23 protein-coding genes and 1 pseudogene are annotated in these 24,231 nt (G+C 30.6%); 2 read left to right on the top strand and 22 right to left on the bottom strand.

Annotated elements, in window-relative coordinates:
• Positions 1-217: 217 nt before the first annotated feature.
• The 4 genes from G5V56_RS01130 to G5V56_RS01115 form a co-directional block, all read right to left on the bottom strand.
• Positions 218-1,006 carry a hypothetical protein gene (locus G5V56_RS01130; RefSeq protein WP_166960009.1) on the bottom strand — a complete coding sequence of 263 codons (789 nt, stop codon included), beginning with the start codon at positions 1,004-1,006 and terminating at the stop codon, positions 218-220.
• Positions 1,007-1,291: 285 nt separating this feature from the next.
• On the bottom strand, positions 1,292-1,441 hold the full coding sequence (locus G5V56_RS01125; protein ID WP_166960007.1) for a hypothetical protein: 150 nt from the start codon (positions 1,439-1,441) through the stop codon (positions 1,292-1,294).
• Between the two features lie 80 nt (positions 1,442-1,521).
• Positions 1,522-2,628, bottom strand: coding sequence for a glycosyltransferase (locus G5V56_RS01120; protein WP_166960005.1), 1,107 nt, complete (start codon positions 2,626-2,628; stop codon positions 1,522-1,524).
• Positions 2,629-2,632: 4 nt separating this feature from the next.
• On the bottom strand, positions 2,633-3,550 hold the full coding sequence (locus G5V56_RS01115) for an SDR family oxidoreductase (protein ID WP_166960003.1): 918 nt from the start codon (positions 3,548-3,550) through the stop codon (positions 2,633-2,635).
• 135 nt (positions 3,551-3,685) lie between these two features.
• Between G5V56_RS01115 and G5V56_RS01110 the strand changes: the two genes are divergently transcribed.
• Positions 3,686-4,828 carry a hypothetical protein gene (locus G5V56_RS01110; protein ID WP_166960001.1) on the top strand — a complete coding sequence of 381 codons (1,143 nt, stop codon included), beginning with the start codon at positions 3,686-3,688 and terminating at the stop codon, positions 4,826-4,828.
• Here the strand turns inward: G5V56_RS01110 and G5V56_RS01105 are convergent.
• The 18 genes and pseudogenes from G5V56_RS01105 to G5V56_RS01020 all read right to left on the bottom strand — a co-directional run bounded on the left by G5V56_RS01105 (position 4,825) and on the right by G5V56_RS01020 (position 23,899).
• Positions 4,825-5,532 (bottom strand): hypothetical protein, encoded by a 708-nt coding sequence (locus G5V56_RS01105; protein WP_166959999.1) that lies wholly within the window; start codon positions 5,530-5,532, stop codon positions 4,825-4,827. The genes G5V56_RS01110 and G5V56_RS01105 overlap by 4 nt on opposite strands.
• A gap of 49 nt (positions 5,533-5,581) precedes the next feature.
• Positions 5,582-6,793, bottom strand: coding sequence for an oligosaccharide flippase family protein (locus G5V56_RS01100; protein ID WP_166959997.1), 1,212 nt, complete (start codon positions 6,791-6,793; stop codon positions 5,582-5,584).
• Positions 6,794-6,844: 51 nt separating this feature from the next.
• Positions 6,845-7,045: pseudogene (locus G5V56_RS19245) on the bottom strand (DapH/DapD/GlmU-related protein); the annotation flags it as partial.
• Positions 7,046-7,542: 497 nt separating this feature from the next.
• Entirely contained in the window at positions 7,543-8,739 is a 1,197-nt protein-coding gene (locus G5V56_RS01090) for a glycosyltransferase family 4 protein (protein ID WP_166959995.1), read from the bottom strand.
• Between the two features lie 11 nt (positions 8,740-8,750).
• Positions 8,751-9,860 (bottom strand): glycosyltransferase, encoded by a 1,110-nt coding sequence (locus tag G5V56_RS01085; RefSeq protein ID WP_166959993.1) that lies wholly within the window; start codon positions 9,858-9,860, stop codon positions 8,751-8,753.
• A gap of 2 nt (positions 9,861-9,862) precedes the next feature.
• Positions 9,863-10,834, bottom strand: coding sequence for an O-antigen ligase family protein (locus tag G5V56_RS01080; RefSeq protein WP_166959991.1), 972 nt, complete (start codon positions 10,832-10,834; stop codon positions 9,863-9,865).
• A 213-nt stretch (positions 10,835-11,047) separates the two neighbouring features.
• Positions 11,048-12,358 carry an O-antigen polymerase gene (locus G5V56_RS01075; protein WP_166959989.1) on the bottom strand — a complete coding sequence of 437 codons (1,311 nt, stop codon included), beginning with the start codon at positions 12,356-12,358 and terminating at the stop codon, positions 11,048-11,050.
• 5 nt (positions 12,359-12,363) lie between these two features.
• Positions 12,364-13,596, bottom strand: coding sequence for a UDP-N-acetyl-D-mannosamine dehydrogenase (gene wecC / locus G5V56_RS01070; RefSeq protein WP_166959987.1), 1,233 nt, complete (start codon positions 13,594-13,596; stop codon positions 12,364-12,366).
• Positions 13,597-13,617: 21 nt separating this feature from the next.
• Positions 13,618-14,769, bottom strand: coding sequence for a non-hydrolyzing UDP-N-acetylglucosamine 2-epimerase (gene wecB / locus G5V56_RS01065; protein ID WP_166959985.1), 1,152 nt, complete (start codon positions 14,767-14,769; stop codon positions 13,618-13,620).
• A gap of 4 nt (positions 14,770-14,773) precedes the next feature.
• Complete coding sequence (locus G5V56_RS01060) at positions 14,774-15,313, bottom strand: hypothetical protein (protein WP_166959982.1); 540 nt, start codon at positions 15,311-15,313, stop codon at positions 14,774-14,776.
• Positions 15,314-15,414: 101 nt separating this feature from the next.
• Positions 15,415-16,287, bottom strand: a complete 873-nt coding sequence (gene rfbD / locus G5V56_RS01055) for a dTDP-4-dehydrorhamnose reductase (protein WP_166959979.1) — start codon at positions 16,285-16,287, stop codon at positions 15,415-15,417.
• Positions 16,284-16,829: a dTDP-4-dehydrorhamnose 3,5-epimerase gene (rfbC, locus tag G5V56_RS01050; RefSeq protein ID WP_166959976.1), complete on the bottom strand. Its 546-nt coding sequence runs from the start codon at positions 16,827-16,829 to the stop codon at positions 16,284-16,286. The genes rfbD and rfbC overlap by 4 nt, the downstream gene beginning before the upstream one ends.
• Positions 16,829-17,695, bottom strand: a complete 867-nt coding sequence (gene rfbA, locus G5V56_RS01045) for a glucose-1-phosphate thymidylyltransferase RfbA (RefSeq protein ID WP_166959974.1) — start codon at positions 17,693-17,695, stop codon at positions 16,829-16,831. Before rfbA ends, rfbC begins: the two co-directional genes overlap by 1 nt.
• A 1-nt stretch (position 17,696) precedes the next feature.
• Positions 17,697-18,740, bottom strand: coding sequence for a dTDP-glucose 4,6-dehydratase (gene rfbB, locus G5V56_RS01040; RefSeq protein ID WP_166959971.1), 1,044 nt, complete (start codon positions 18,738-18,740; stop codon positions 17,697-17,699).
• A gap of 5 nt (positions 18,741-18,745) precedes the next feature.
• Entirely contained in the window at positions 18,746-19,795 is a 1,050-nt protein-coding gene (locus tag G5V56_RS01035) for a hypothetical protein (protein WP_166959968.1), read from the bottom strand.
• 14 nt (positions 19,796-19,809) lie between these two features.
• On the bottom strand, positions 19,810-21,498 hold the full coding sequence (locus G5V56_RS01030) for a DUF6909 family protein (protein WP_166959965.1): 1,689 nt from the start codon (positions 21,496-21,498) through the stop codon (positions 19,810-19,812).
• A gap of 38 nt (positions 21,499-21,536) precedes the next feature.
• Positions 21,537-23,030, bottom strand: coding sequence for a GH3 auxin-responsive promoter family protein (locus G5V56_RS01025; RefSeq protein ID WP_166959962.1), 1,494 nt, complete (start codon positions 23,028-23,030; stop codon positions 21,537-21,539).
• Entirely contained in the window at positions 23,030-23,899 is an 870-nt protein-coding gene (locus G5V56_RS01020) for a M23 family metallopeptidase (protein WP_166959959.1), read from the bottom strand. Before G5V56_RS01020 ends, G5V56_RS01025 begins: the two co-directional genes overlap by 1 nt.
• 118 nt (positions 23,900-24,017) lie before the next feature.
• On the opposite strand from G5V56_RS01020, the gene tatA reads away from it, so the two are divergent.
• Positions 24,018-24,200 carry a twin-arginine translocase TatA/TatE family subunit gene (gene tatA / locus G5V56_RS01015; protein WP_166959956.1) on the top strand — a complete coding sequence of 61 codons (183 nt, stop codon included), beginning with the start codon at positions 24,018-24,020 and terminating at the stop codon, positions 24,198-24,200.
• The last annotated feature ends 31 nt before the right edge of the window (positions 24,201-24,231 follow it).

The raw sequence follows: 24,231 nt of genomic DNA, 5'->3' as shown, positions 1-24,231 counted from the left end.
TATTAAAATTTAAACAAAAATAAGGAAGTTCATTAAATATACTTTGCTACCAACATCAAATTAACTTTATGTTTCATCAATAGCTATAAAATTTAAGTTACTAGACTGCAAGACAGAAGAATTTGTTTCCTATATGTAATGAATAGGTTTAAGTAAGCTTTGGTATTCCTTTACTACGGGTGAACCTGCCCTTATGGTCTAATACATCTTATACCTTTTATAGCACCGCTATACATTGCATACCATAGTGCGATTGCACTGCCTCCTGTTTATTTTGTGTTGTTTCAACTAAACTCATTCCCAACCAAACAGTTAAAGCGACCTTACTATCTATATTCATATTTGTTTTAACCTGAAGTTGGATGCTTTGGGATTGGTCGTTTAAAGATTCTACTTTTGATTCTATAGTGAACCCTAAGCCATTTTGTTCTGCACACATTGGTTCATAGGTTTCTAATGTTTTATTCCAATTTTGGGGTGCTACCAAACCTACTACTGCTGTATAAACAACTTGCCTATCGCTTTTTGTGTATTTTTTTAACTTATCATGAGCATGTCTTTGAATCGTGATGGTTACCATATTGCGTTCTGCATTAGTAGTAACGTCAAGTATTAATGCCCTGATTTGATTAAACGATTTTTCTTTATGTAATTGAAATCCTATAAGGCTTTCTGGATCGTTAAAAAGATTTGCTTCTCTTTGTCCTTTAGTTCCTTCACCTTTTTGAATAATTTTGCGGCAAACACCAGTTAACCGACTGTGCATATAGCTATCCTTAAAAGCTTTGGCAACAGAACCTAAACCGATACTAATAGATTTAGTAAGATATACGGCAGCTGCAAATTCTTGATTATTACCTTTTACTTGAATGAATGCAGGATCGTTATTAATGCGCTCTTTAGAAGGCCCCACTGCTTTTCGGACGATGTCTTCTCCATTTAGTTTGTAGTAACATAACCCGTTAAGCGTTCCCTTAAGTTTTATAATGCCTTTTTGTTTAGCCATTAACACTTTTAAATTTTATAAATATGTCTTTAAATTAGATACCGAAAGCGTCTAACTATTACTTAAGTACTAACCTTGAAACGCATTTATAGATGCCTTAACTCAATCATCGTTTCTTTTATATGTGGTCATTTTTCAGCAAAAACTGCCATGGTTGGGCCTACTTCGTAGCCTGCTCCAATGCCGTAGATGGTTTTAATTATCATATATTTATATTATTTATGCAAGAATAAGTGCTTAAAAATAGTAGAAGAAATCACTTATCAATTTTATTAATTCATTTTTTTAGGTGATTTTCCATGCTTTTCTGGAACTCAGATTATTCCTTTTTAGCGAAATATGATACCTACAACAAGCCTCCTTTCGTTCATCTATTAATGGCTTTAATTCTATGTCCATGAGCAAGTTTACATCAATAGTAAATAACTCTTTCATAAATAGTTATTTTGACACAAACATTTGTTAGACTATGTATGTTAATGAACGTGTAAAAAAAATAAAGGATTAAAAATAACTTATAAATATTTAAATAGCTTAAGATATTTTTTTGAAATGCCTTCCCATTGATAATTCGCCTTGACATGATTATAGCCTTTATTTGCCATTTCATAGACGTATGAAGGATTATTTTCACAATACTCCCACTTTTTTAATAAATCTTGATAATTTAACTTATCAAACGCTATCCCAGACGAATTAATGGTCTGTAAGTTTTCATCAATACCATTTACCAAAGTACAAACTTTAGCTCCCATTGCGGCCAAAAGTGATGGAGAAGTACCCTCTAATTCACTTGCAGAAATATATAAATAAGAATTAGAAAGTAATTCTTCGTACTCATTATTATATAGAAACCCTGTCATGATAATATTATAATTTGCTTCACCTTTCTTAAACAAATCATTCCTATAACTTGTTTCTGTAGTGTCGTCACCAATTATAACAAGTGGCTTATTTGTTTTTAGTTTTAAGTATGCATCTATTAAATGATGTACACCTTTTTCAGGAACTAATCGCCCAATAAAAATATAGTATTCCTGCCGTTTGAGATTATATTTGTTTAAAAATTCTCCTGAAAACTCGTTTTTGTATATAAATTTGGCTCCATACTCAATTATTTCTGATTCTATACCAAATTTTTCTTTATAAAAATTATAAACTTCTTGGTTGTCTGTAATAATTTTATTGGAAAATTTAACAGCTAGATTAGCTCCTAGTTTATGAAAAAATTTTGCTATAAAACCCCATTTTTCTCGTTTCCATTCAATTCCATCAACTGATATTATAACTTTCTTTCCAAATAACTTTAAAAAAGGGATAAATATTCCATTACCCGAGTTATACAAATGAATATATCTATATTCTGAATGGAAGAAGATAAGGTTTATAATAGAAAAAAAAGTATGCGATAAGGTTTCTATTCCTTTTATCGGGATCGAACCTACATAAGTCAATTTTACCCCAGAAACTGCTTCTAATTGATTTTCATAATGAGATTTTCGGCAATATACAAGTACGTCATGACCAATAGCCACCCAATGTTTAGTTGTATGTTCTGCACAGGTTTCAAACCCTCCATAATTAGCTGGAAGACCTCTTATGCCTAAAACGGCTATTCTCATCTAATTATGATTTATTTAAATCCGCTATAAACACTTGGGCATAGTCTTTTAATGCTTCTTTCCAGTGTGGCATAAAATTGATTCCTCTTGCATTAAGCTTCATGTTTACCAGTTTTTCTGATGTTGGCCTAGGCGCAAAATATTCAGTTTTGAAGTAATCTGAACTTACTTTTGTGATTTTTAATTCATCTTTTAATCCTAAAAGGTCAACAAGCTCAACAGCAACCTCATATCTACTACAATCGCCTTCACAAACCTGATTATAAACACCATAAAGTTCAGTTTCAACAACTTTAAATATCCCTTCAGCAAAACTGAGCGTATATGTGGGTGTTCCTAATTTATCATCAACAATAAACAATTCCTTTTGTCCAAACTTAATTTGCTGATAGATTAAATTAATAAATTTTTTGTCTTTATTTGGCCCTCCTCCCATCATCCAGCCTGCTCTGAAAACAAAAAACTTGTCTAGATAGCTTTTTATAAAAACTTCTCCATGATATTTAGATTTAGCATAAATACCTAATGGGTTTGGTGCATCAAAGTCATTGTAAAGATCTTGTTCTCCATCTACAATTCCTGCCGTACTTATATAAACCATAGGAACGTCCAGTTTTTTGGATATTAAAGCTATATTTTCTGCTCCAAGGGCATTCGTTAGCCATGAATTTTCTGCATTTTTTTCACAGAATTCAAGATCAGTAAGCGCAGCTAAATTGATAATTAATTCTGGTTGAAACGCTATTATGGATTCTTCCATTTGTTTGTAATCTCTTACATCTGCATATTCTAGCCATTCAATATTAAGGTCAATATCTGTTGCTTTAACATTACACCTTTCAGAAAAATAAGCATAAACAGCTCTTCCAAGCATTCCTCCACATCCTGCAATATATACTTTAGTACTCTTCTCTAATTTCATAATATTTTAAATTATTGTAGATTTAGCTACAAATATAATTTTAAAAAATATCTATCACTAATTTTTTTACTTACAAATTTTATGCTTTCTCCTATATTTACTAAATCTTTTTGGAGTTTTAAGAAGACAAATGAATTGAGTATAATATTGATTTTGTTTTTTATTTCGGAATTTCTAACAAAATTATTAGACTTTTATGGCGTTGAGCATTATAGAGTAGGTATTGTAATAAAAATGATGTTTTTATGTTACGTTTTTGCTCGAAAATTAATATCATCTTCTCTTTTTGGGGCATTAGTCATATTGGGCTTACTCTTTTTCTTCTCACAACTAGGCATTGATACCGGATTATCTCTAAAAGAAAAACTACTAGAAAACCTATTATACTTTGCAAAATACACCTTTATTTTTGTTATGGCAGACTATATAAGCCAATTGAATTTTAAAGACATTCAAATACATAAAGCACTCACTATAATTCTTTTTTTTTTGAGGATAAACTTTATTGCGATATTAGTAGGTATTCTATTTAAACTAGATTTGTTTCGTACCTACGGACATGATCGATTTGGATATAATGGTATAATTCAAATGAATAGTCATGCATCTTATATCTATTGTTTTGCTACTATTTATGTAGTTTACAACTATCTTAAGATAAAAAAAATCACATTAGATTTTTGGATTATCATCATTAGTGGTTTATTAATTGGTACTAAAACGCTTTACTTTTTCTACGCTTTAGTGGGTGTATATCTAATTTTTCATCTTAAACTTTATAAAAAGTTTACATTTTATATTTTATTCTTACTTCTAGTGGTAGCAATCTTTCTTTCAATTGACATCTTAAGTCTTTTTTTATCAACTCATTTAAAACCTTTTGTGATTCTCTATAATGACTATGGATTTATAACAGCAATTACTTCAACAAGAGATTTGTTATTAATGGAGACTTTAAATTTAGCTTCTCAATATGACTGGTCATTTATCAATTACTTAATAGGTGGTGGATTTTTTAATATATTAAGAACAGAAATGGCCTTTGTTGATCTATTCTTTTTTTGGGGAATTATTGGAATGGTTTTATACTTAAGCCTTTATTATAAATATATCATAAGGCATTACTTGTATAACGCCTTTTTAAAGTATGCCATTTTTAGCGTGTTATTGTCTGCTTTTTTTGGTGGTAACTATTTCACTAATGCTGTAACGGCAATATATATTTTGGTTTTTTCAAACTTTTTTACGCTCGAGAAAATCAAAAACTCAAACAACTAAGGTTTAACCCATATAGTTGTATTTGTTATACCATTTGTGGTTTTAACCATTAGCCAAGATTCAAGTGCTTCATGAAGTGGATTATATCTTTCTCTTTCTGAATTATCAAGAACAAATATCCCTCCACTTTTAAGCTTATCAATTGAGTTTAATCCAGAACGAACTCTCGCTCTACCATCAATTATTACAAAGTCAAAAAAACCATCAGGATAATCATTAACCTTGTTATAATACTTCTCAAAGGTTTTTTTAGATTCTTGTTCATCATGCTCGTTGAGGTAAATATCCAAATCGTCTTTGTTATAATCAACATGCTCTTTTGGAAATAAAAAATAATCCACATTTTCTATGTTGTTTTCTTTTAATCGATTTTGAACTAATTTATACCATTCTTCGTTATGCTCAATGCTTACTAATTTTTTTATTCTTTTAGAAAAATAAAGAGTGCTACGTCCACTACCATACTCTAAACCAACCATATCATCTTTTAAAACTCTATCAAAAAATATTATTGAGGCTGGGCTAGTCCAAGGCCTTTGAGGGTAAAGGAAGTTAAATAGTTTGTAATGTGCTTTTACAAATGGGGTCATTATTTGATAGAATGCATATTTAGCTTTATTTGATTTACTAGTAGGATAATAATTGTTAACCAGTAAAAAATTTGAGGCTATTTTTTTTGCTAATTTTATGTAATCATCAGTCATGCTAAATTATTGTTGTTTTAGATTTTGTGCAACTTGCAAAAAATTTAATTCACAAATTCTTTTTTTGATTTTTCGGTTTTTTTAATGATAATAAGGAATAAATAATTATAATTATTAAGTCTATACCAACAACAAAATAACTAAAAATAAAAATATTTTCAGCGAAAAGAAGAAGTATAACTTTAATAACAAATGAAAAACCTAAAACAAGAACATTGATATTAATTTTATTGTTGTAATTGTTATTTAAAATGAAAAAATATGTGAATGGAGTGCACAGAAGAGATAGTGAAATGATACTTAATATTTTAGAACCTTGAATATAACTGTCTTTGTAAAATATTGAATAAATGACATCTGAAAAAAAATACAAAAACACCACGCTAAAAAAACTAACTGCAGCAATATTAAATAGATTTTTCTGTTTCTCTTTTGAGGTCATTACATAGTGCTTTTTTAATCCAATCAATATCAAGGCAGTAAAAAATAAGTATGCAGAATTATAAAAATTATCTGCTGAAGAATATAGTCCAGAATCAAACTTGCTAAACCTAAAATTAGCAATAATAATCTCTACTCTCTTCAAACCCACCAAAAACAAATACATTAGCAAATAGCTCTTTGTTTCCTTTAAGATATCAATCATCTCCTTGAGCGTAATCGTAGGTCTTATTATTAAAGGAATTTGTTTTTTAAAATACATGAACGACAAGGAAAAACCAAGTAAAGCAGTTATGAGTAATACCACAAAAATGGTGCTTAAGTTAACTTTTGAAATCGAAAAATACAATGCTAACAATATAAGAACTCTAATTAAGGGTTCTAAAACAATGGTAACTATATCTAATTTTACTTTACCTTGTGTTCTTGCTACAATTTTAAAGAATGCCGTTAATAAAATAAATAAAAACGAAATAGAATAGAGTAAAACATAAATGATATCCCCTTGTTTTAATACACCAACAACAAAACAAAGAATAATAATTGTAATCAATGAAAATGTCACTCTACTAACCAGATAATGACCAAGGTTTTCTAACTCATCCTTAATGCTTTTGTTGATTATAAAATAACTTATCCCACCATCCATAAAGACAGAAGCCCAAGCTACAATTGATACCACATAGTAGTATACACCAAACTCTTCAACACTTAAAAGTCTTGTAATTATAATTACACCTATAAAACTTAATGCTTTTGTGAAAAGTTCAATAAAGGGGACTACTTTATTTATATGTTTAAATAGACTTTCTTTTACCATTTATAGGTGACTATTATTACTTAAATCCATTTACAACGCCGATTATTATTTCCGATATTTAATGATTTTAGCAGGTACTCCACCTACAATTGCTAATGGCGGAACATCTTTACTCACTACTGCTCCAGCTGCAATTATTGCGCCATCACCTATTATAACACCAGATAAGATTACTGAGTTTGCGCCAATCCAAACATCATTTCCAATAGTGGTGCTCTTTCTTGTTTCTCCTTGATCTTTAATTGGGATATCAAAACGATCGGAATTATGGTTTTCAGAAAACACACTAACTCTTGGTCCAAAAATAACATTATCTCCAATCTTAACTGGTCCTCTTACTCCAATGAAGCAATAGTGATTTATTCCTACATTATTTCCAATTTGTAAAGACTCACCTATTAATCTTAAAACACCTGTACATTCTATAATTGCATATTCTCCTAAAGAAAAATTATCACCTATTACAATTCCTTTATTTGATAATGCATAAATATGACTGTTCCGTTTTAAAAGTAAATTTTTTCCACACTTTATTTTGTTTTTAAATGATATTTTCGCTCCTTTTTCTTTGAAGATAAGTCCCTTAGAAGATTTTAAAAAGGGCTTGATAAAAATCATTCCTTTTGCTAAAGCAACCGATTTATTGAAGAGAATTAAAATGGTATCCCAAGTCGAAAAACTTTGGTTTACATCATAATTTTCACCTTTAATTTTTGAAACAATTTTTGTAAATAAACTTCGGCTCATACTTAAGTTAGTAATGATTCATAAATCTTAACAACTTTGGTTAAATGTTGTTGTTTAGACAACGTATCAACATAAAATTTATACGCTTGTTGCCTTAAAGCTTCTGTATAGAGCGAATCAACTCTTAATAGTTCGTCTTCTAATGTTTCTTTATTCGTAAAATCAAGTATAAAACCGGTTGCACCATCTTCTATTAACTCTTTAAAACCACTATGGTTTGCACCAATCACTGGAACACCTAGTGAAAATGATTCGACAATTGTCATAGGACAGTTTTCAAACCATTTAGAAGGTTGTATTACATATTTAGCATTGGCTATTATAGAAAACAATTCTTCTCCATATTTAGGACCAAGATATGTAATATATTCAGATTGTTTAATTTGCGATACTTCATCTCCATTACCAACAATATAGAGATTTAGTTTTAACTTTTCTAATATTGGAATGATATCAATAATCCCCTTTTCTTTTGATACTCTTCCGTAGTATAAAAAATACGAATCTTTATTATTAATAAGTTCTTTTTGATTAAGTAATACATCAACAAAATTTGGAATTACTTCAATTGTTTGGTTTACTCTTTTACTTACTAAATTCTTTAAAAACTGACTTGGACTTATATAATGATTAATATATTTATTATAATAATTTAATCCATGATAAAGATAAGACTCTAAGGCTCCTATAGTGCTTTTAAATAATGAATTATCAAAGCATTTGTCTTTAATACAGTTTGAAAAACTTCCTTCTACACACTTAACACATGTAGATTCTCTTTGAAAATTATACAATCTGTGATAAGGGCAAACCATTTGACTATCATGAATAGTTTGTACAACTTTAATGTTTCTTTTGTGAAATACTTTTAAAATTGAAGGTGTAAGTTGAAAATTATAATTATGAATGTGCACAATATCTGGCATCCATTGATCTAAGAAATAATTTATTTTCTTAATATTTTTCTTCGAATAAATTGTATTGTGAGTAGCTGTTATTTTTTGAATACTTGAAAGCTCATAAAACTCTATACAATCTGCAAAACAATCAAATTCATCTTCAATTATATTTTTAGAATGTTTCATTCCCCAAAACTTGACCTCATGACCAAGTTCTTTAAGAGCTTCAGATAGTTTAAACATATAGGTTTCTGCGCCACCCATATTGTATAAAAATTTATTGATTTGTAAAACTCTCATTAGTGCTATATTTATTGATTTGGAAATGCTTTAATTAACTTTTCAATCCAAAATTTTGAAGACACTTTATCTACATAATCCAAATATTCTGTTCTGTCAATAGTTTCAATATGTTTCAAAAACTCATAAATATCTTCTGTCTTCTGTAGTAAAAACTTTTTATCTTGAATATAATCTTCTTCTGTTCCATCAGCTCCATAAAGACAGAGTACAGGTAATCCATACAGTAATGATTGTAATATTGCCAACCCTCCATCTCCTGGTAACACAAATAAATCACTTTTAAAGTAAAACAGCTTTAGCGTTTCTTTATCATAAATTGGCCCATGAAAATTTACTAGACTACTTTGATATTCACTTTTCAACTCTTCCAACTGATTTCCTCCTCCGACAATATCTAAAGTGTACTGACGATTATTATTATCAGAATTTAAGGTGTTGACTTGGTCTATTAATTCTTGTATTCTTTTGCGTTTTTCTACAACACCAACGTATAATAATCTAACTAAATTAGTATTAAAATTATAATTTAAGATTGATGTCTTAACCTCATTCCTAATCTTCTCAAAATACTCCGTATCAATAGTATTTAGGTTTGTAAAGGCATTTTTTCCGCCCATATACTTTCTTAAATATTTCTCACCTTTTGAAGAATATGCCATTTGTTTGTCTGTCAACAAAACCAATGGCTTAATAACAGTGTCAATAAATTTTCTTCGTAGTGTTCTCTTTGATGGAGAGTATCCAGAATCCCACCAAATTATATGCTTATTCAATATTTTAGCAATAGGAATAATATAACTGTTATTAAGAACGTTCGTTGTACCTTCAATAATCAAAAAATCATAAGATTTAATCAATTTAATGATACTTGGATAAACAAACAAACTCGTTGATCTAGATTCGCCAGTATAACCAACTTTCCATGATTTTAATTCATAAATCTTTAAGTTTTCAAAATCGTCAATATTATATTTAGCTTTCTTTAATGTTCCTTTGACCTCTCCAACAGACGTCACTATACCAACTTCTAAAAAGTAATCACAAAGACCTTTTAGGAGTTCTAGCCTATAAGATGTGATTACCCTCTGAACAATTAATACCTTTTTTGATTTAAACATAACTAAATATTACTTTGCTTTCGTGTTGCCAAAACTATTGAAATAGGTAAGAAAAATGCATACAATTGAATTCCAAATTGACGATTAAATATACACTCTGTAAATGAGAATAACGCTATAATAAAAATAATTATAAAAGAATAAAGCAATTTTGCTTTATAACACAGGTATAACAGGAAAAGCATGGCAAATAAATAGAGTAAACCAAAAACTCCATTTGTGATTAAAAACTCCAAATACTGGTTGTGAGGATTATATCCATAAATACCTCTTTGGGAATGCACAAACTTTTTCGGACTTCTCTTTACTCTATAAAAATCTCCAATTCCAGTTCCTATTACTTTATGATTAGAATATTTGAGAATTTTATATGAATTATTCCATAGCCAAGCTCTTGGGGAGTCCCAATAAGTGAGCGTATTTGTAATTTTTGTTTTTAAAACCGTATTCAAAATACTAAAAAGCATAACGACACCCAAACCTCCTATAACAAGAAACCTGTATCCCTTTTTATTCTTGAAACGAGATATGATAACATAAATCCAAAACAAAAATAATAACAACACAGCCATTCTTGAAGTTGATAGTATTACTCCAACACTAAAGAATATCATAAGAAAAACTCTGATTTTTTGTTGCTTTATGGCCCTATCAAAGGTATATAATGTTACAATAGCAATCAGCGTGAAAATGCCATAGTAAGGATGCTGTATGGGAGTTATATATTCGCTAGTTAAATCTGGATCTAACAAAAGACCATATTCAAAATAGATCTTAACGGCATAAAAAAGGGTAATTGTTGTTGCTAAAAGAGAGAATGCTAAATACCCTCTAGCGATATTAGTAATATCTTTTTGTTCTATGCCTCTTATATTTAATATAGCTAGAGGAAGGGCTAAAATTGGCACTCTTAGCCATAAAAAATCTAATGAATCTATAACCTCATATGAGTTAAAAACTGAGATTATAGTCAATAGAAAAGGAGTTCCAATAAGAAGGTATAGTTTAACTTGCCTTTTCGAGAATGAAAAATTAATTTGTTTTGATATTAAGCCAATTACAAAAACAAAAAAGCAAAGGCCTAAGCATATATTTGAGATTGCAAGAGAAAAGTACACAAAACAAACATATAAAGCTGATAGATAGAATACAATTTTATTGTAATTATATTTGTTTTGCATCATCATTTAGTTAGTATCTTCTTTCGAAACTACATTAGGCTTAAAGTTATTTATAAGGTTTACAAACACAAATACTATCATAAAGGTTATTAATACTTTTCCAAAACCAAATTGAATGATAGATTCTGTTCTGTTTAAAAAATACAAGAACAAAAAATAATAACCGTAAGAGTTGTTTCTATGATTAAACAATAGGGTTAATAATAATCCTAAAATAAAGAAATTAATCATAACGCCAACCAATCCATACTCCATAAAACCTTCTCCAATTAAAGACATAGATGCTCCACCAACATTTACGTTTATGGGCGAGTATTCCTTTATCCAAATCTCAAATCCTACTTGGTGTCCTGGCAATAAAATGGCTAAGGCCATCGTTAATGGTTTTAGCCCAAAATACCCTGTTTCTTGAGTCATTTCTATATAATGAGATAAATTCCAAGTATGAATACCTATTTCGTTTCTTAAAATCTCTAAATATCCCCTGTTAATTCCTCGTATTGCCGGAACTATCGAACCAAAAAGTAATACTGTAATAAAACCATATTTTATTAATTTCTTTATAGAAATTGGTTTTTTAAAATCATTATAAATAAATAAATACATTAAGAAAAGTGTAAGTACAGGACCTCTTTGCAACGGAATGATAATTAAAAAGAATGACACTAATAATAAGAAAACATCAAACCAATTTATCTTTATACTTTTGTGAAATTTTACCATAAACAGAAATGGTAACGCATAGGTGTGGAATGAACCTAACATGTTTAAGTATCCTCTTCCGTAAATCATCGTTATTCTATTGCCAAAATAATTACCTTGAAATAATGCTTTTATAATCGGAAAATTATAAATTACTGATGTCACCATAGAAAATAATATGATGCCATATAAAAGTAATGCCCCGCTTTTATAATCTAAATAAAAGTGCGAACGCTTTATTTTAGGTAACCTTATTTTTTTGCCAGTTGCTAAGCCTATTAATAAGATTAGGTAAGAAACAGACACTAATAGTGTTATATCACAATAATGGGTTTTATTAGAATATTTTGTTAAAATTACATTAAGGAAGTTGCCTATGGACATCCAAAAAATAAAAGCCACCGAAGTAAAGAAAATTGGGGAGGTTAATCTATTATCTCTAAACAGTATAACATAAAACTTATAAAGATTAATAATTAAGAGGAAATATATAAAAGTATGTAAATACTCTTTAAAAATCATTATGAGTATAATTTCCAAAGAAGTAATAAGTATCAACTTATTTAATACACTTTTAGGTTTCACCCCTTTTATTTCATCTATATATGATTTCATAAACTTTAAGCCCCCTTAAAATCCTCTTTTTTTAAAACACCACAAAAGTCCAACACAATTTTATTTTTAGGTATAGTTAGGTTTTTAAATTCATTGTGGGCAACTAAAAATACAATAATGTCTGCTTGTGCTACTGCATTTTTATAATTGGTTAATTTAAAGACTTTATGTGATTCGATATTAGGTTCTACTATGTAATACTCCTCGTTATTTGCATTCTGTAAAACTTTTTGTGCAATATATTTTGCTGGAGATTCTCTAAGATCGTCAATATTAGGCTTAAACGCTAAACCCATTAAAGCAATATTAGGTTTATGGCCGTGCTTTATTTCAAACTCCATTTTGACAGTCTGTACTTTTTCAGCACACCAAAAGGATTTATAATTATTAATCTCTCTGGCTTTACCTATTATTTTAGATTCTAATGGATAATCTGAGACAATAAAATAAGGATCAACCGCTATGCAATGACCTCCAACACCACATCCTGGTTGTAAAATATTTACTCTAGGATGTTTATTGGCAAGTTCTATTAGCTCCCAAACATTTATATCAGCTTTATCACAAATTAAAGACAATTCATTCGCGAATGCTATTTGAACATCACGAGAAGAATTTTCAACAAGCTTACACATTTCTGCTGTCCTTGCATTTGTTTTATGTAAGTCTCCTTTAATAAACTGCCGATAAAAGGCAACTGCTTTATCAGTTGATGATTGGTTTACTCCTCCAATAACTCTATCGTTATGAACTAATTCATACATCACGTTTCCAGGTAATACTCGCTCTGGACAGTATGCAATAAAGAGCTTATCTTTTAATTCTGGACGTTGAGAATAAATTAAATGCATCATTTTTTCTGTCGTTCCTATAGGCGAAGTAGATTCAATAATATATAAATCATCTTCTTTCAACAAAGGCAAGATTGCTTTGGTTGCAGAATCAACAAAAGAAATGTCTGGTTCGTTTCTAGCTTTAAAAGGTGTTGGCACCACAATAAGGTAAGTATTCGCAACAATAGGTTTCGTTGTCGCTTTTAAATAGCCTTCTTTAACTGCATTTGCCACAGCTATATCCAATTCTGGCTCAATAATGTGTATTTTTCCTGAATTTATAGTCTCCACTACTTCTGGATTAATATCAACTCCATGTACGTGGGTTTTGCTTTGGGCGATTAAAGCGGCTGTTGGTAAGCCAATATAACCTAAACCAATGATTACTACTTGTGGTTTATTCATCTTTATTTTTTTTAATTTCGATTAATTAGATGAGATAAATTTCATTGAATCCATTATTATATGATTAACGATTTGCTCACAGGCCGTTCCATCACCATATGGATTATGAAGTTTACTCATGTTACAATATGCCGAATCATCCAGTAATAGTTTTCTAGTTTCTTTCACTATTTTATTTTGATCTGTACCTACTAATAAAACAGTGCCTACATCTACTGCTTCTGGCCTTTCTGTGGTGTCTCGCAAAACTAATACTGGTTTTCCAAGACTAGGAGCTTCTTCTTGCACACCACCACTATCTGTTATTATTAAATATGCCTTTTCCATTAACCACACAAAAGCAGGGTACGATAATGGTTTTATAAGCTGAATATTGCTAATATTATTAAGTAACTCATAAACTGGTTTTTGAACATTAGGGTTCAAATGTACTGGATAAACGATTTGAGTATTTGGATGTTCTCTTGCAATTTTTTTAAGGGCTTCGCAAATATTAATAAATCCTTGCCCATGGTTTTCTCTACGGTGCCCTGTTATTAAAATTAATTTTTTATTAGGATTTAGTATTGTTTTTAGGTGCTGAACCTCATTATCATTAAAGCCATTAGAGTTCACTTTTTTAACACTAAATAATAGAGCGTCAATTACAGTATTTCCTGTTATAAAGATACAATCTTGCTTTTTGTTTTCATCTAATAAGTTTTGTTTAGATGTTGGTGTTGGAGAAAAATGTATATCTGCTATTGCCCCTGTTACCGTTCTGTTCATTTCTTCAGGGTAAGGCGATTTCATATTAAAAGTTCTTAGACCAGCTTCAACATGACATATTTTTGCTCCTGAATAAAAAGCCGAAATACTTGCAGCCATTGTTGTTGTTGTATCTCCATGAACAAAAACATAGTCTGGTTGAAACTTTTCCAATACAGGTTTTAAATTAGTAATAATATCTGAAGTTAAAGAATATAGATTTTGATTAGGCTTCATAAGATCTAGGTCAAAATCTGGAATGATTTCAAAAAAAGATAGAACTTGATCTAACATTTCACGATGTTGAGCGGTAATGCAAATTTTTGTTGTGAATTTATCCGAATGTTTTTCAAACTCCTTTACCAGCGGAGCCATCTTTATGGCTTCAGGCCTTGTGCCAAAAATAATAAGGTTTTTTATTTTCATTAAATTATAGCTTTATAAGTTCGGAATCAAATTGAGAAGAACTAACAATATTTGGGTCATAAACACCATCAATCATTTCTAAGCGTAACTCATAGCCATCTAGTGTATATATAAATTTGCTGAAATTAAAATAGTTTACAAAACGTTCTCCTTCTATTTTAAGTATTTTATTATCTCTTGAAAACTGAATCTCATTTAATTTTATTGAATTTTGATCTTTATTATTACTAAAACGTATTTTAATACGTTTAGGAAAAACACCTGAAGGGAATTCAAAAGTAATCCATTGATAGCCCTCTCGTCCTTTTATAGATTTTGTGAGTGCTGTCTCTACAGGAAAGAAATCTTGGGCATAGTCTTCTGTATAAAACAACCAGATTTTATCATTTTTTAAATATTCTATATTTATTTTAACTACTAATTCTTTTTTATACTGTTTAGAGACATTCGCCTCTTTTATCACTTCGTTATTTTCTTTAGATTTAATTTCGCTTTTACAAGATATTACACAAATTAAACATGTTAAAATTATAATATTTTTCATTCATTAATCTATTTAAATTAAATGATCCTTATTAATTTTTAAACTGATTTTTTATTTTACAAATATCAATAATGTCAAGAGTTTTTAAAAAAAATCTATAGCTATATCTCATCCCTTAAACATAAATTTGATATTGCCTTTTTAAGATTATCTCCCCAATAATGTATTTCTATTTTAAAAGCAGTTTTTATTTTGGTTTTATCAAGCACGCTATAAAATGGTCGTTTTGCTGGTGTTGGATATTCTTCCGTTTTTATTGAATTTACCTTTATTTTTGTATTAATCTTCTCAAAAATAGCCTTTGCAAAATCAAACCAACTTACTTCTCCAGAGTTACTAAAATGATAGATTCCATAATTTTTTACTTTTGTTTTTATAATATGGACTACAACTTCCGCTAAATCACCTGCATAAGTAGGCGTTCCTATTTGATCACTAACGACACTAATTTCCTCACGCGTTTCGGCCAATCTCAACATGGTTTTCATAAAATTCTGACCATATTCGGAATATAACCATGAGGTTCTTATAATAAAGTACTCTTTTAAAATTTGTTGTACTTCAACTTCTCCTTGCAATTTAGACGCTCCATAAACACTAATCGGTTTAGCTACATCTGTTTCTACATACGGTTCTCTTTTTTCACCATCAAACACAAAATCGGTTGAAATATGAATTAAAATCACTCCATATTCGTTACAAGCTAATGCTAAGTTTTTTGCGCCTTTTGCATTGATATCAAAAGCTTTTTCAACCTCTGTTTCTGCTTTATCAACAGCTGTATAGGCTGCGCAATTAATGCAATATTCTATTTTTTTATTTGTTTTGAAAAAAGCTTGTACTTGCTTTAAATCACAAATATCAAGTTCTACATAATCTGTATAAATTACATTTAAATCATCATACTGTTTTTCAACATCCTTTATGCATCTTGCTAATTGTCCGTTACCTCCAGTAACTAAAATAGTTGTCATAAAATAGCATCCTTAAAAGTTGGTAATTGTAAATCTTTTTCAGAAATAACAAATTCATTTTCATCTAATTTCCAATCAATATTTAAATCTTTATCATTATAAATAATACCTCCTTCTGACTCTTTATTATAATAATTATCACATTTATAAGAAAAGATAGCGGTCTCACTTAGCACAATAAATCCATGCGCAAAGCCTCGTGGGATAAATAATTGTTTCTTATTTTCTTCTGTTAATTCTATAGCCACATACAGCCCATAGGTTGAAGAATCTTTTCTAATATCTACTGCTATATCAAATACTTTCCCTTTAATAACTCTTACTAATTTAGCTTGAGCATACTCTCCTTTTTGAAAATGTAACCCTCGTAACACCCCTTTTGAAGAAAATGATTCATTGTCTTGTAAAAAATTAACCTCTTGATTAATTAATTGGTTAAACGTAGTTTGATTAAAGCTTTCAAAAAAATATCCTCTACTATCTTTAAAAATTTTAGGTTCTAATATAAAACAGCCTTTTAGTTTGGTTTCTTTTGCAATCATTATTTATTTTTAAGTAAGCCTAACAGGTTTTTACCATACCCACTTTTTAATAGTGGCTGCGCTAAATTTTTAAACTGTTCTTTATTTATATAACCCATTTCGAAAGCCGCTCCTTCAATGGCTCCTATTTTTAAACCTTGGCGTTCTTCAATAACTTCAACAAATTGAGAGGCTTGCATCAAAGATTGAAATGTACCTGTATCTAACCAAGCGGTTCCTCTATCTAATATACTTACGTTAAGTTTCCCTTGTTTAAGATACTCTCTATTAACATCGGTAATTTCCAGTTCTCCTCTATGGCTTGGTTTTATGTTTTTTGCAATGTTTACAACTGAATTGTCATAAAAATAAATACCCGGCACCGCATAGTTCGATTTTGGGTGTTTTGGTTTCTCTTCAATCGATATTGCATGCATGTTATCATCAAACTCCACAACTCCATAGCGTTCAGGGTCATGTACCCGATAGGCATAAATAATGCCGCCTTCTGGATCATTGTTGGCCTGTAAAAGTTTTGCTAAGCCTGTTCCATAAAAAATATTATCTCCTAATATTAAAGCCACCTTATCATCTCCTATAAAATCTTCTCCAATAATAAAAGCCTCCGCTAATCCATTTGGAGCTTCTTGTATGGCGTACTCAAACTTACACCCATACTTTTTGCCATCTCCCAGCAACTCTTGAAATAAGGGTAAGTCTTTAGGAGTTGATATGATTAGCACCTCATTGATTCCTGAATACATTAAAGTAGAAAGCGGATAATATATCATAGGTTTATCATAAATAGGCATGAGTTGCTTACTTACAGATAACGTTAAAGGATGTAATCGTGTTCCAGATCCTCCTGCTAGTATAATTCCCTTCATATTAGTTATATTGCTTTTGATAGTACTTTTGATATTCTCCACTTGTTACATTATTCAACCATTCTTCATTATTCAAATACCAATCTATCGTTATGGAAAGTCCTTCTTCAAAAGTTACTGAAGGTTTCCAATCTAATTCTTTATTTATTTTTGAGGCATCTATGGCGTATCTTAAATCATGTCCGGGTCTATCTTTAACATACGTAATTAGTTTTTCTGAACTTCCTTTTAGTCTATTTAATTTTTCGTCCATTTGTTGACATAGTAACTTAACTAAATCAATATTCTTCCATTCATTAAAGCCCCCGATATTGTATGTTTCTCCTATAGCTCCCTTATGAAAAACTAAATCTATGGCTCTAGCATGATCAATCACATATAACCAATCCCTAGTATAATTACCATCTCCATAGACAGGTAATGGTTTATTATTGATAATGTTATTGATAAATAAAGGAATTAACTTTTCTGGAAATTGGTTCTGCCCATAATTATTTGAACAATTTGTAATAACATACGGTATTCCATAAGTCTCACCATAAGCCCTTACAAAATGATCTGAACTTGCTTTTGAAGCAGAATATGGTGAATTCGGATCATAGGATGTGGTTTCAGTAAACAACCCTTTTTCACCTAAAGTTCCATAAACCTCATCGGTGCTGATATGATAAAATAATTTATTGTTAAAATTATCTTTCCAAGCGTTTTTAAAGGCATTTAATAAAACCATGGTACCAATAACATTCGTTTTAACAAATGCTAAAGGATCTGTAATAGAGCGATCTACATGTGACTCTGCTGCTAAGTGAATCACACTATCGAATCTGTGCTCTTTAAACAATCCGTCTATAAAGACCTCATCGGTGATATCTCCCTTTATAAACGTATAATTGGATTTAGATTCAATGTCTTTTAAATTTTCGAGGTTTCCTGCATAGGTAAGATTATCTAAATTAAAAATATTGTAATTGGGATAGCTTTCAACAAAAAGCCTAACTACGTGAGACCCTATAAAACCCGCTCCTCCTGTTATTAAAATAGTCATATCGTTTACTCTTTTCTGTAATTCTTAAGATAGGTGTTCAGTGATAACAAACTTAAAATTAAAAGCGTTAATACTAACAACGAAGCAGGAACCAAAAACTTATAACTTTTTAAAATTCCTTTTACTTTAACACCTTTTCTAGGAAAATCTGAGATTACATTTAAAATACTCGATTTATTGGCGCGTTCTTCATTAAGTTCAACTAAGCCATTTTTAAGTTGTTCCATTTTATTAATTAACGCCAGTTCTTTATTTTCCTTACCGCCGTTCTCCCCTAAACTAATACTAGTGCCTTCCATTGGGCGATCTGCTTCTTTAAGCATCACCTTTTTATAGAGTAATTGTAAGGAGTCTATTTCTGTAATTTGTTTTCTGTAAAGACTATCTTCTAGTTTTATATTCGTATCACTAATCTCTTTCTGCAAGTTAAAATAACCGTTTCTTGAAATAGAGTTGATAATGGTTGGTTGAATTTTTTTGGCTATTCCATTATCCGTCGCAATAACAGATACTGTATGAAATCTTGCATCAAACGAGTTGAAATTTTCAAGATATGATTTCATATCTATGGTCTTTTGAGTCGTTGTATCTAAACTTCTAACAAACTTATCAAATAACTGTACTTTTTGATTTTCATCGGAATAAGATTCTACCTTAAACTCTTTTATAGTAGCCGCTTCTTTTTTAGAAATATTCAAAGCTTCCGCCAATGCCGTGGAATCTCCCGCATTAGCTAATTCATTATAAAAATTAACGTTATTATAGAGCTGTTGAACACTATTAAAGTTGGGTTCCACTACCATTGTAGATATATATACGGGCGTTTTATTACTATCTAAATAAAATCCTATAGCCAAGCCTATAAAACCAACAATTGCTAATTTTATAATATGCTTTTGAATGAATAATAAAAACAGAATGATCGTATGAAAAATTCCTTTGAAAATACTAGCTATAAACTGAAAGAATCGGTTGAAAGCATTTCCGATAAGCTTAAATAACTGTCCTAAATCAACTTCTTCAGACTGTTGTGGTTGTGGCACTTCGTTACTCATGTTGTTTATGTGTATTAGTTAAATAGTTGTTCTAATATTTTTCTTGTAATTAAATATGTGGGTTTAACACCAGAGGTTCCTAAGCCTCCTGAAGCCAATGTTCCTCCGGTTTCTAAAGGATTATCACTGGCGTAATACGCATATCTTACTTTAACATCTGGACTGATACTGCCCCGTACTTTGGAGGCCGATTGAATCGCTTTTTGATAATGCGCTCCTTCCATTTCTAATCCAATCACACTCCAAGTGGAATTGTGAAAGAATTTTAAAATATCTTTATTCTGAAGTGAGGTTCCTAAAACCGTAATCATGGCGCCTTCATATACATTAACACCTTGACCATCTAAATCTTTTTTAGATAATTCGTTTTTAAAAGGGTAGTTGTCTGCCGTTCCTTCAAAAATATGAGCCGACGGAATCATAATATCGCCTTTCCCACCTTCTAATATTCCTGCTTTACCCATTATAGACAAGGATTCTACATTTAAAAATTGCTTCTTCCCTTTTGCTTTGTAGGGTTTTAATAATTCGTCTATGGTTTCATAGGCTTGTTCGCCAAAGGCATAGTCCATAACCAATATAACTGGTTTATTCGATTTTAAAACCGTTTCATTAGTTGGAATGTCAATTTTTGAACTGTCTATTTTACTTGTATCGAAAATCTGAACATCTATATTAGTACCCGACGTATCTGGAATAAAAATCATTCCTTTTTGTAAGGCTTCCTTCGTAACTTTATTACGAAGCTCACTATTTCCAGCAATACTTAAGTCTTCATATACTTGAAACGCTGTCTTCTTAGATATCAATGTTTTTAAAGCATTGGGGGCAAATAAGGTGTTCATAACACTATGCATATTGGCACTTATAATATGAATAGGCCTTTCTAATAATCCGTTTTTGTGTAATACCTCTTTAATGTTGTTTGCCCAAATTTCACCATGGATATGGTGTCCCAATCGTTCCCTTAACACCGGACTAAAGGTTACCGTGCGTTTGTTATTGTTTATTTGTTCTTCAATGGCTAATTTTCCTAACCAATACACAATTTGCAACAACCTCTCAGGCTGAGAAGGGGTTGCAAAATCATCATAAATACTTTGTAACTCACTAAAGGTTCTTCCTAAAATATTAGCCATGTGTGTAATGGCGATCTCTCTTTCGGGTTGTGTTAATTTTTTTCTTGATAAGGCTGCATTTTCAAGCTTTATCCAGTCTCTAGTCGTAGATCCTATGTCATCAATAAGAACACGTTTACTTATTTTATGCGATTCAATAAAAAGAAACGTAAGATGTGTTAAAATATCGTAAATCTCCGATCGTCCTCTTGTGATTTCAATATTCATTTGTTCAGAATCAATTCTGTAACAATTACGACGACGCTTTTCTGGAATTATTGGTTTGAAATGAGAGTTTGAATATCCCTCATCACTTGTTAAGTTGATAAATGTACATTCTTCAATCCCTTGCGGAAGTCTGTCAATCACATACAATAAACCTTCTAATTCTGCCTTTTCATCGCCAATAGATCCATAAATTTCTGGTCGTAACAGCAATAATGATTGCCTTAAGGTTTCCCCAGAAACACCCATGGGTTTGTAAAAGCCTCTATTAAACAAATGACGCATAGTAATATACATGCGTTCAATAGCATTTGTGCTTTCCTGTGCCCTCGTTCTTTCATGATGCTTTTTATCTTTCATACTTATTTTTTATCTCGGCAAAGATACTATTATTTGGGTTAATTTATGTACGGAAAACCCTCAACAATTTTTCTATCGTTGGATAAGCGAGGTAATTTATTTTGCCCGCCTAACTTCCCTATTGATTTCATATAATCTTGAAATCCGTCTTTCTTAACTTTAGTAATTTTTAGGGGTTGTAACACCTTTCCTTGTATCAAATCAAAATAATAACTGTTTTGTTTTTGAAGCGATTGGTCTATTTTTTTTGCTAATTCATCCATGTCTTCAGGTTCATTTTCAAATTCAATAAACCATTCGTGATACGGCAATCCTTTTTCTGGATGTATCTGCGGTGCAACTGTAAATTCCGATACTCTTATATTTGTTCGATGTGTTGCTTCCTTCAAAGCTTCTTCTACCTCTTTACCAATAACATGCTCCCCGAAGGCTGAAATAAAATGTTTTATTCTACCAGAAACAATCACTCTGTAAGGTTTTAATGAGGTGAATTCAACCGTGTCTCCAATATTGTAAGCCCAAAGTCCCGCGTTTGTTGAAATAATCATCACATAGTTAACACCTAATTCTACATCTTTAATAGTAATACGTTTGGGGTTCTCACTGAAAAAATCATCCGCTTTTACAAACTCATAAAAAATGCCTGAGTTTAGCTGTAACAACATGCCTTTTTCATTCTGTTTATCTTGAAATGCAAAAAATCCTTCACTCGCTGGATACAGTTCAATACTATCCACTTTTCTACCTATAAGATTTTCAAATTTAGCTCTATATGGTTCGTAATTAACCCCTCCAAAAATGAATAAATTAAAATTTTTAAAAATGTCTCCTACTTTTTTGCCTGTCTTTTGTTGCAATTTTTCAAAGTACATTTGCACCCATGACGGAATACCCGAAATAATCGTCATGTTTTCTGGCAATGTTTCCTCAACAATCGCATCTACTTTAGTTTCCCAATCTTCAATACAATTAGTTTTATAAGAAGGCATTCTGTTTTTTTGAAGATACTTTGGCACATAATGCGCCACAATTCCAGAAAGTCTCCCCAACTGAATCCCGTTTTTTGTTTCAAGGATGGGACTTCCTTGTAAAAAAATCATTTTACCATCGACAAACCTACTGTTGCCCGTTTCGTGAATATACAGAAGAATGGCATTTCTTGCCGCCTCAATATGATACGGCATACTGTCTTTGGTAATAGGAATGTATTTTGAACCCGAGGTTGTTCCTGATGTTTTTGCAAAATAAATAGGCTTTCCTTTCCAAAGAACATCTTCTTTTCCTGCAACCACTTGCTCTACATAAGGTTTTAAATCTTCATAATCTCTTATAGGAACACGTTTAACAAACTCATCATAAGAATTGATGCTTATAAAGTCATGGTCTTTACCGAATGTTGTTTCTGAAGCCTTCTTTATGAGTTCTTCAAAAACCTTTTGCTGCGTCTCAACAGGATTATTAGCCCATTTTTGAATATGGCTATAAATTAATTTTGCAAACGGTTTTGCTAAAGCAGATTTTAATGATATCATTATTTGAAATCTATAAAATTGGTTGGGTTAATAGGATAGCCATCATTCCATAATTCGAAATGCAGATGAGGGCCTGTAGAAAGTTCTCCTGAACTTCCTGCTGTTGCAATGACTTCGCCGGCTTTCACCAAGTCACCCTGTGATTTCGTTAAAGTAGAATTGTGTTTATATACCGAAATTAAACCATAACTATGCTCTATAATAATAACATAACCCGTGCTTGCTGTCCATTCTGCAAAAATGACAACACCATCAGCTGTTGCCTTTACAGGAGTGTCTTTGGCTACCACAATATCAACCGCATAATGCTTTTCTTTTAAATTGTAAGGCGCGCTAATAGGACCATTAACTGGAGGAAATAATACAAAATTTGAAGCCGATGTGGCCGATTCAAATAAATTGTACTTATCTTCTTTATCTACTTTTTCTCTTAAAATAGAATCTTCTTCAATAGGATTTAAATCTACATCACTAGCCTCTAATTTTACAGCTTGAATAATAGAATCTCTGTTAAAATCTACGGCACTTACATCGCCCTGTAATACTTTTTTTATAGAGCTATAATAACGTTTGTTTGTTGAAATAATTTGTTGCAACGAATCAGTCTTATAGTATAATTCTGTTGCTTTTCTTTTAAGAGCTGTTGAAGAATACCCTGGAATATATTCTCTTAACGGTGTAAATGCTATTAAAACAGTAGTTAAAGCTATCAAAACTATTGTAGATATAGAGGCTATTACAAACACATTTAACCGCGTTAGTTTAAAGGAAAGACGTTCTTCAAAAGTCTCTTCATTAAGAATAACCAAACGATACTTGTCAAGTAGTTTTCTGGCTATTTTTTTTTGCTTTTCTTTTTTATCACTCATGTTGAAAACAAAATTAAATAAAATAATCTCATAAGGTCATCCTCTTATGCTAAACTTATGTTTAAAAACGATATTATTAAACTTAAATTACTAACTTTGCACATTAAAAACATACATTATGAACTTATATATGTTACCGTTAGTAATTGGTGCGCCACAAATTATTTTAATTGTTGTGATTGTTTTATTATTATTTGGAGGAAAAAAAATCCCGGAATTAATGAGAGGTCTTGGTAGTGGTATTAAAGAATTTAAAGATGCTAGCAAAGAAGACGATAAAAAAGACGACAAAAAAGAATAATAATATTCATTAACAAAAAAAGCCAATACAG

It is taken from the genome of Yeosuana marina, assembly GCF_011762485.1.
Classification (GTDB): Bacteria; Bacteroidota; Bacteroidia; order Flavobacteriales; family Flavobacteriaceae; genus Yeosuana; species Yeosuana marina.
The sequence above is the reverse complement of the archived record's forward strand: the minus strand, read 5'-3'. Positions and strand labels throughout refer to the sequence as shown.

Excerpts from the sequence above, each read along its gene's own strand:
- tatA (WP_166959956.1), top strand. The coding sequence starts at position 24,018 with ATGAACTTATATATGTTACCGTTAGTAATTGGTGCGCCACAAATTATT.
- G5V56_RS01120 (WP_166960005.1), bottom strand. The coding sequence starts at position 2,628 with ATGAGAATAGCCGTTTTAGGCATAAGAGGTCTTCCAGCTAATTATGGA.
- rfbB (WP_166959971.1), bottom strand. The coding sequence starts at position 18,740 with ATGACTATTTTAATAACAGGAGGAGCGGGTTTTATAGGGTCTCACGTA.
- G5V56_RS01130 (WP_166960009.1), bottom strand. The coding sequence starts at position 1,006 with ATGGCTAAACAAAAAGGCATTATAAAACTTAAGGGAACGCTTAACGGG.
- G5V56_RS01115 (WP_166960003.1), bottom strand. The coding sequence starts at position 3,550 with ATGAAATTAGAGAAGAGTACTAAAGTATATATTGCAGGATGTGGAGGA.
- wecB (WP_166959985.1), bottom strand. The coding sequence starts at position 14,769 with ATGAAAATAAAAAACCTTATTATTTTTGGCACAAGGCCTGAAGCCATA.
- G5V56_RS01075 (WP_166959989.1), bottom strand. The coding sequence starts at position 12,358 with ATGAAATCATATATAGATGAAATAAAAGGGGTGAAACCTAAAAGTGTA.
- G5V56_RS01030 (WP_166959965.1), bottom strand. The coding sequence starts at position 21,498 with ATGAAAGATAAAAAGCATCATGAAAGAACGAGGGCACAGGAAAGCACA.
- G5V56_RS01105 (WP_166959999.1), bottom strand. The coding sequence starts at position 5,532 with ATGACTGATGATTACATAAAATTAGCAAAAAAAATAGCCTCAAATTTT.
- G5V56_RS01060 (WP_166959982.1), bottom strand. The coding sequence starts at position 15,313 with ATGAAAAATATTATAATTTTAACATGTTTAATTTGTGTAATATCTTGT.
- G5V56_RS01090 (WP_166959995.1), bottom strand. The coding sequence starts at position 8,739 with ATGAGAGTTTTACAAATCAATAAATTTTTATACAATATGGGTGGCGCA.
- G5V56_RS01025 (WP_166959962.1), bottom strand. The coding sequence starts at position 23,030 with ATGATATCATTAAAATCTGCTTTAGCAAAACCGTTTGCAAAATTAATT.
- G5V56_RS01035 (WP_166959968.1), bottom strand. The coding sequence starts at position 19,795 with ATGAGTAACGAAGTGCCACAACCACAACAGTCTGAAGAAGTTGATTTA.
- G5V56_RS01020 (WP_166959959.1), bottom strand. The coding sequence starts at position 23,899 with ATGAGTGATAAAAAAGAAAAGCAAAAAAAAATAGCCAGAAAACTACTT.
- G5V56_RS01085 (WP_166959993.1), bottom strand. The coding sequence starts at position 9,860 with ATGTTTAAATCAAAAAAGGTATTAATTGTTCAGAGGGTAATCACATCT.
- G5V56_RS01100 (WP_166959997.1), bottom strand. The coding sequence starts at position 6,793 with ATGGTAAAAGAAAGTCTATTTAAACATATAAATAAAGTAGTCCCCTTT.
- rfbC (WP_166959976.1), bottom strand. The coding sequence starts at position 16,829 with ATGATTGCAAAAGAAACCAAACTAAAAGGCTGTTTTATATTAGAACCT.
- wecC (WP_166959987.1), bottom strand. The coding sequence starts at position 13,596 with ATGAATAAACCACAAGTAGTAATCATTGGTTTAGGTTATATTGGCTTA.
- rfbA (WP_166959974.1), bottom strand. The coding sequence starts at position 17,695 with ATGAAGGGAATTATACTAGCAGGAGGATCTGGAACACGATTACATCCT.
- G5V56_RS01125 (WP_166960007.1), bottom strand. The coding sequence starts at position 1,441 with ATGAAAGAGTTATTTACTATTGATGTAAACTTGCTCATGGACATAGAA.
- rfbD (WP_166959979.1), bottom strand. The coding sequence starts at position 16,287 with ATGACAACTATTTTAGTTACTGGAGGTAACGGACAATTAGCAAGATGC.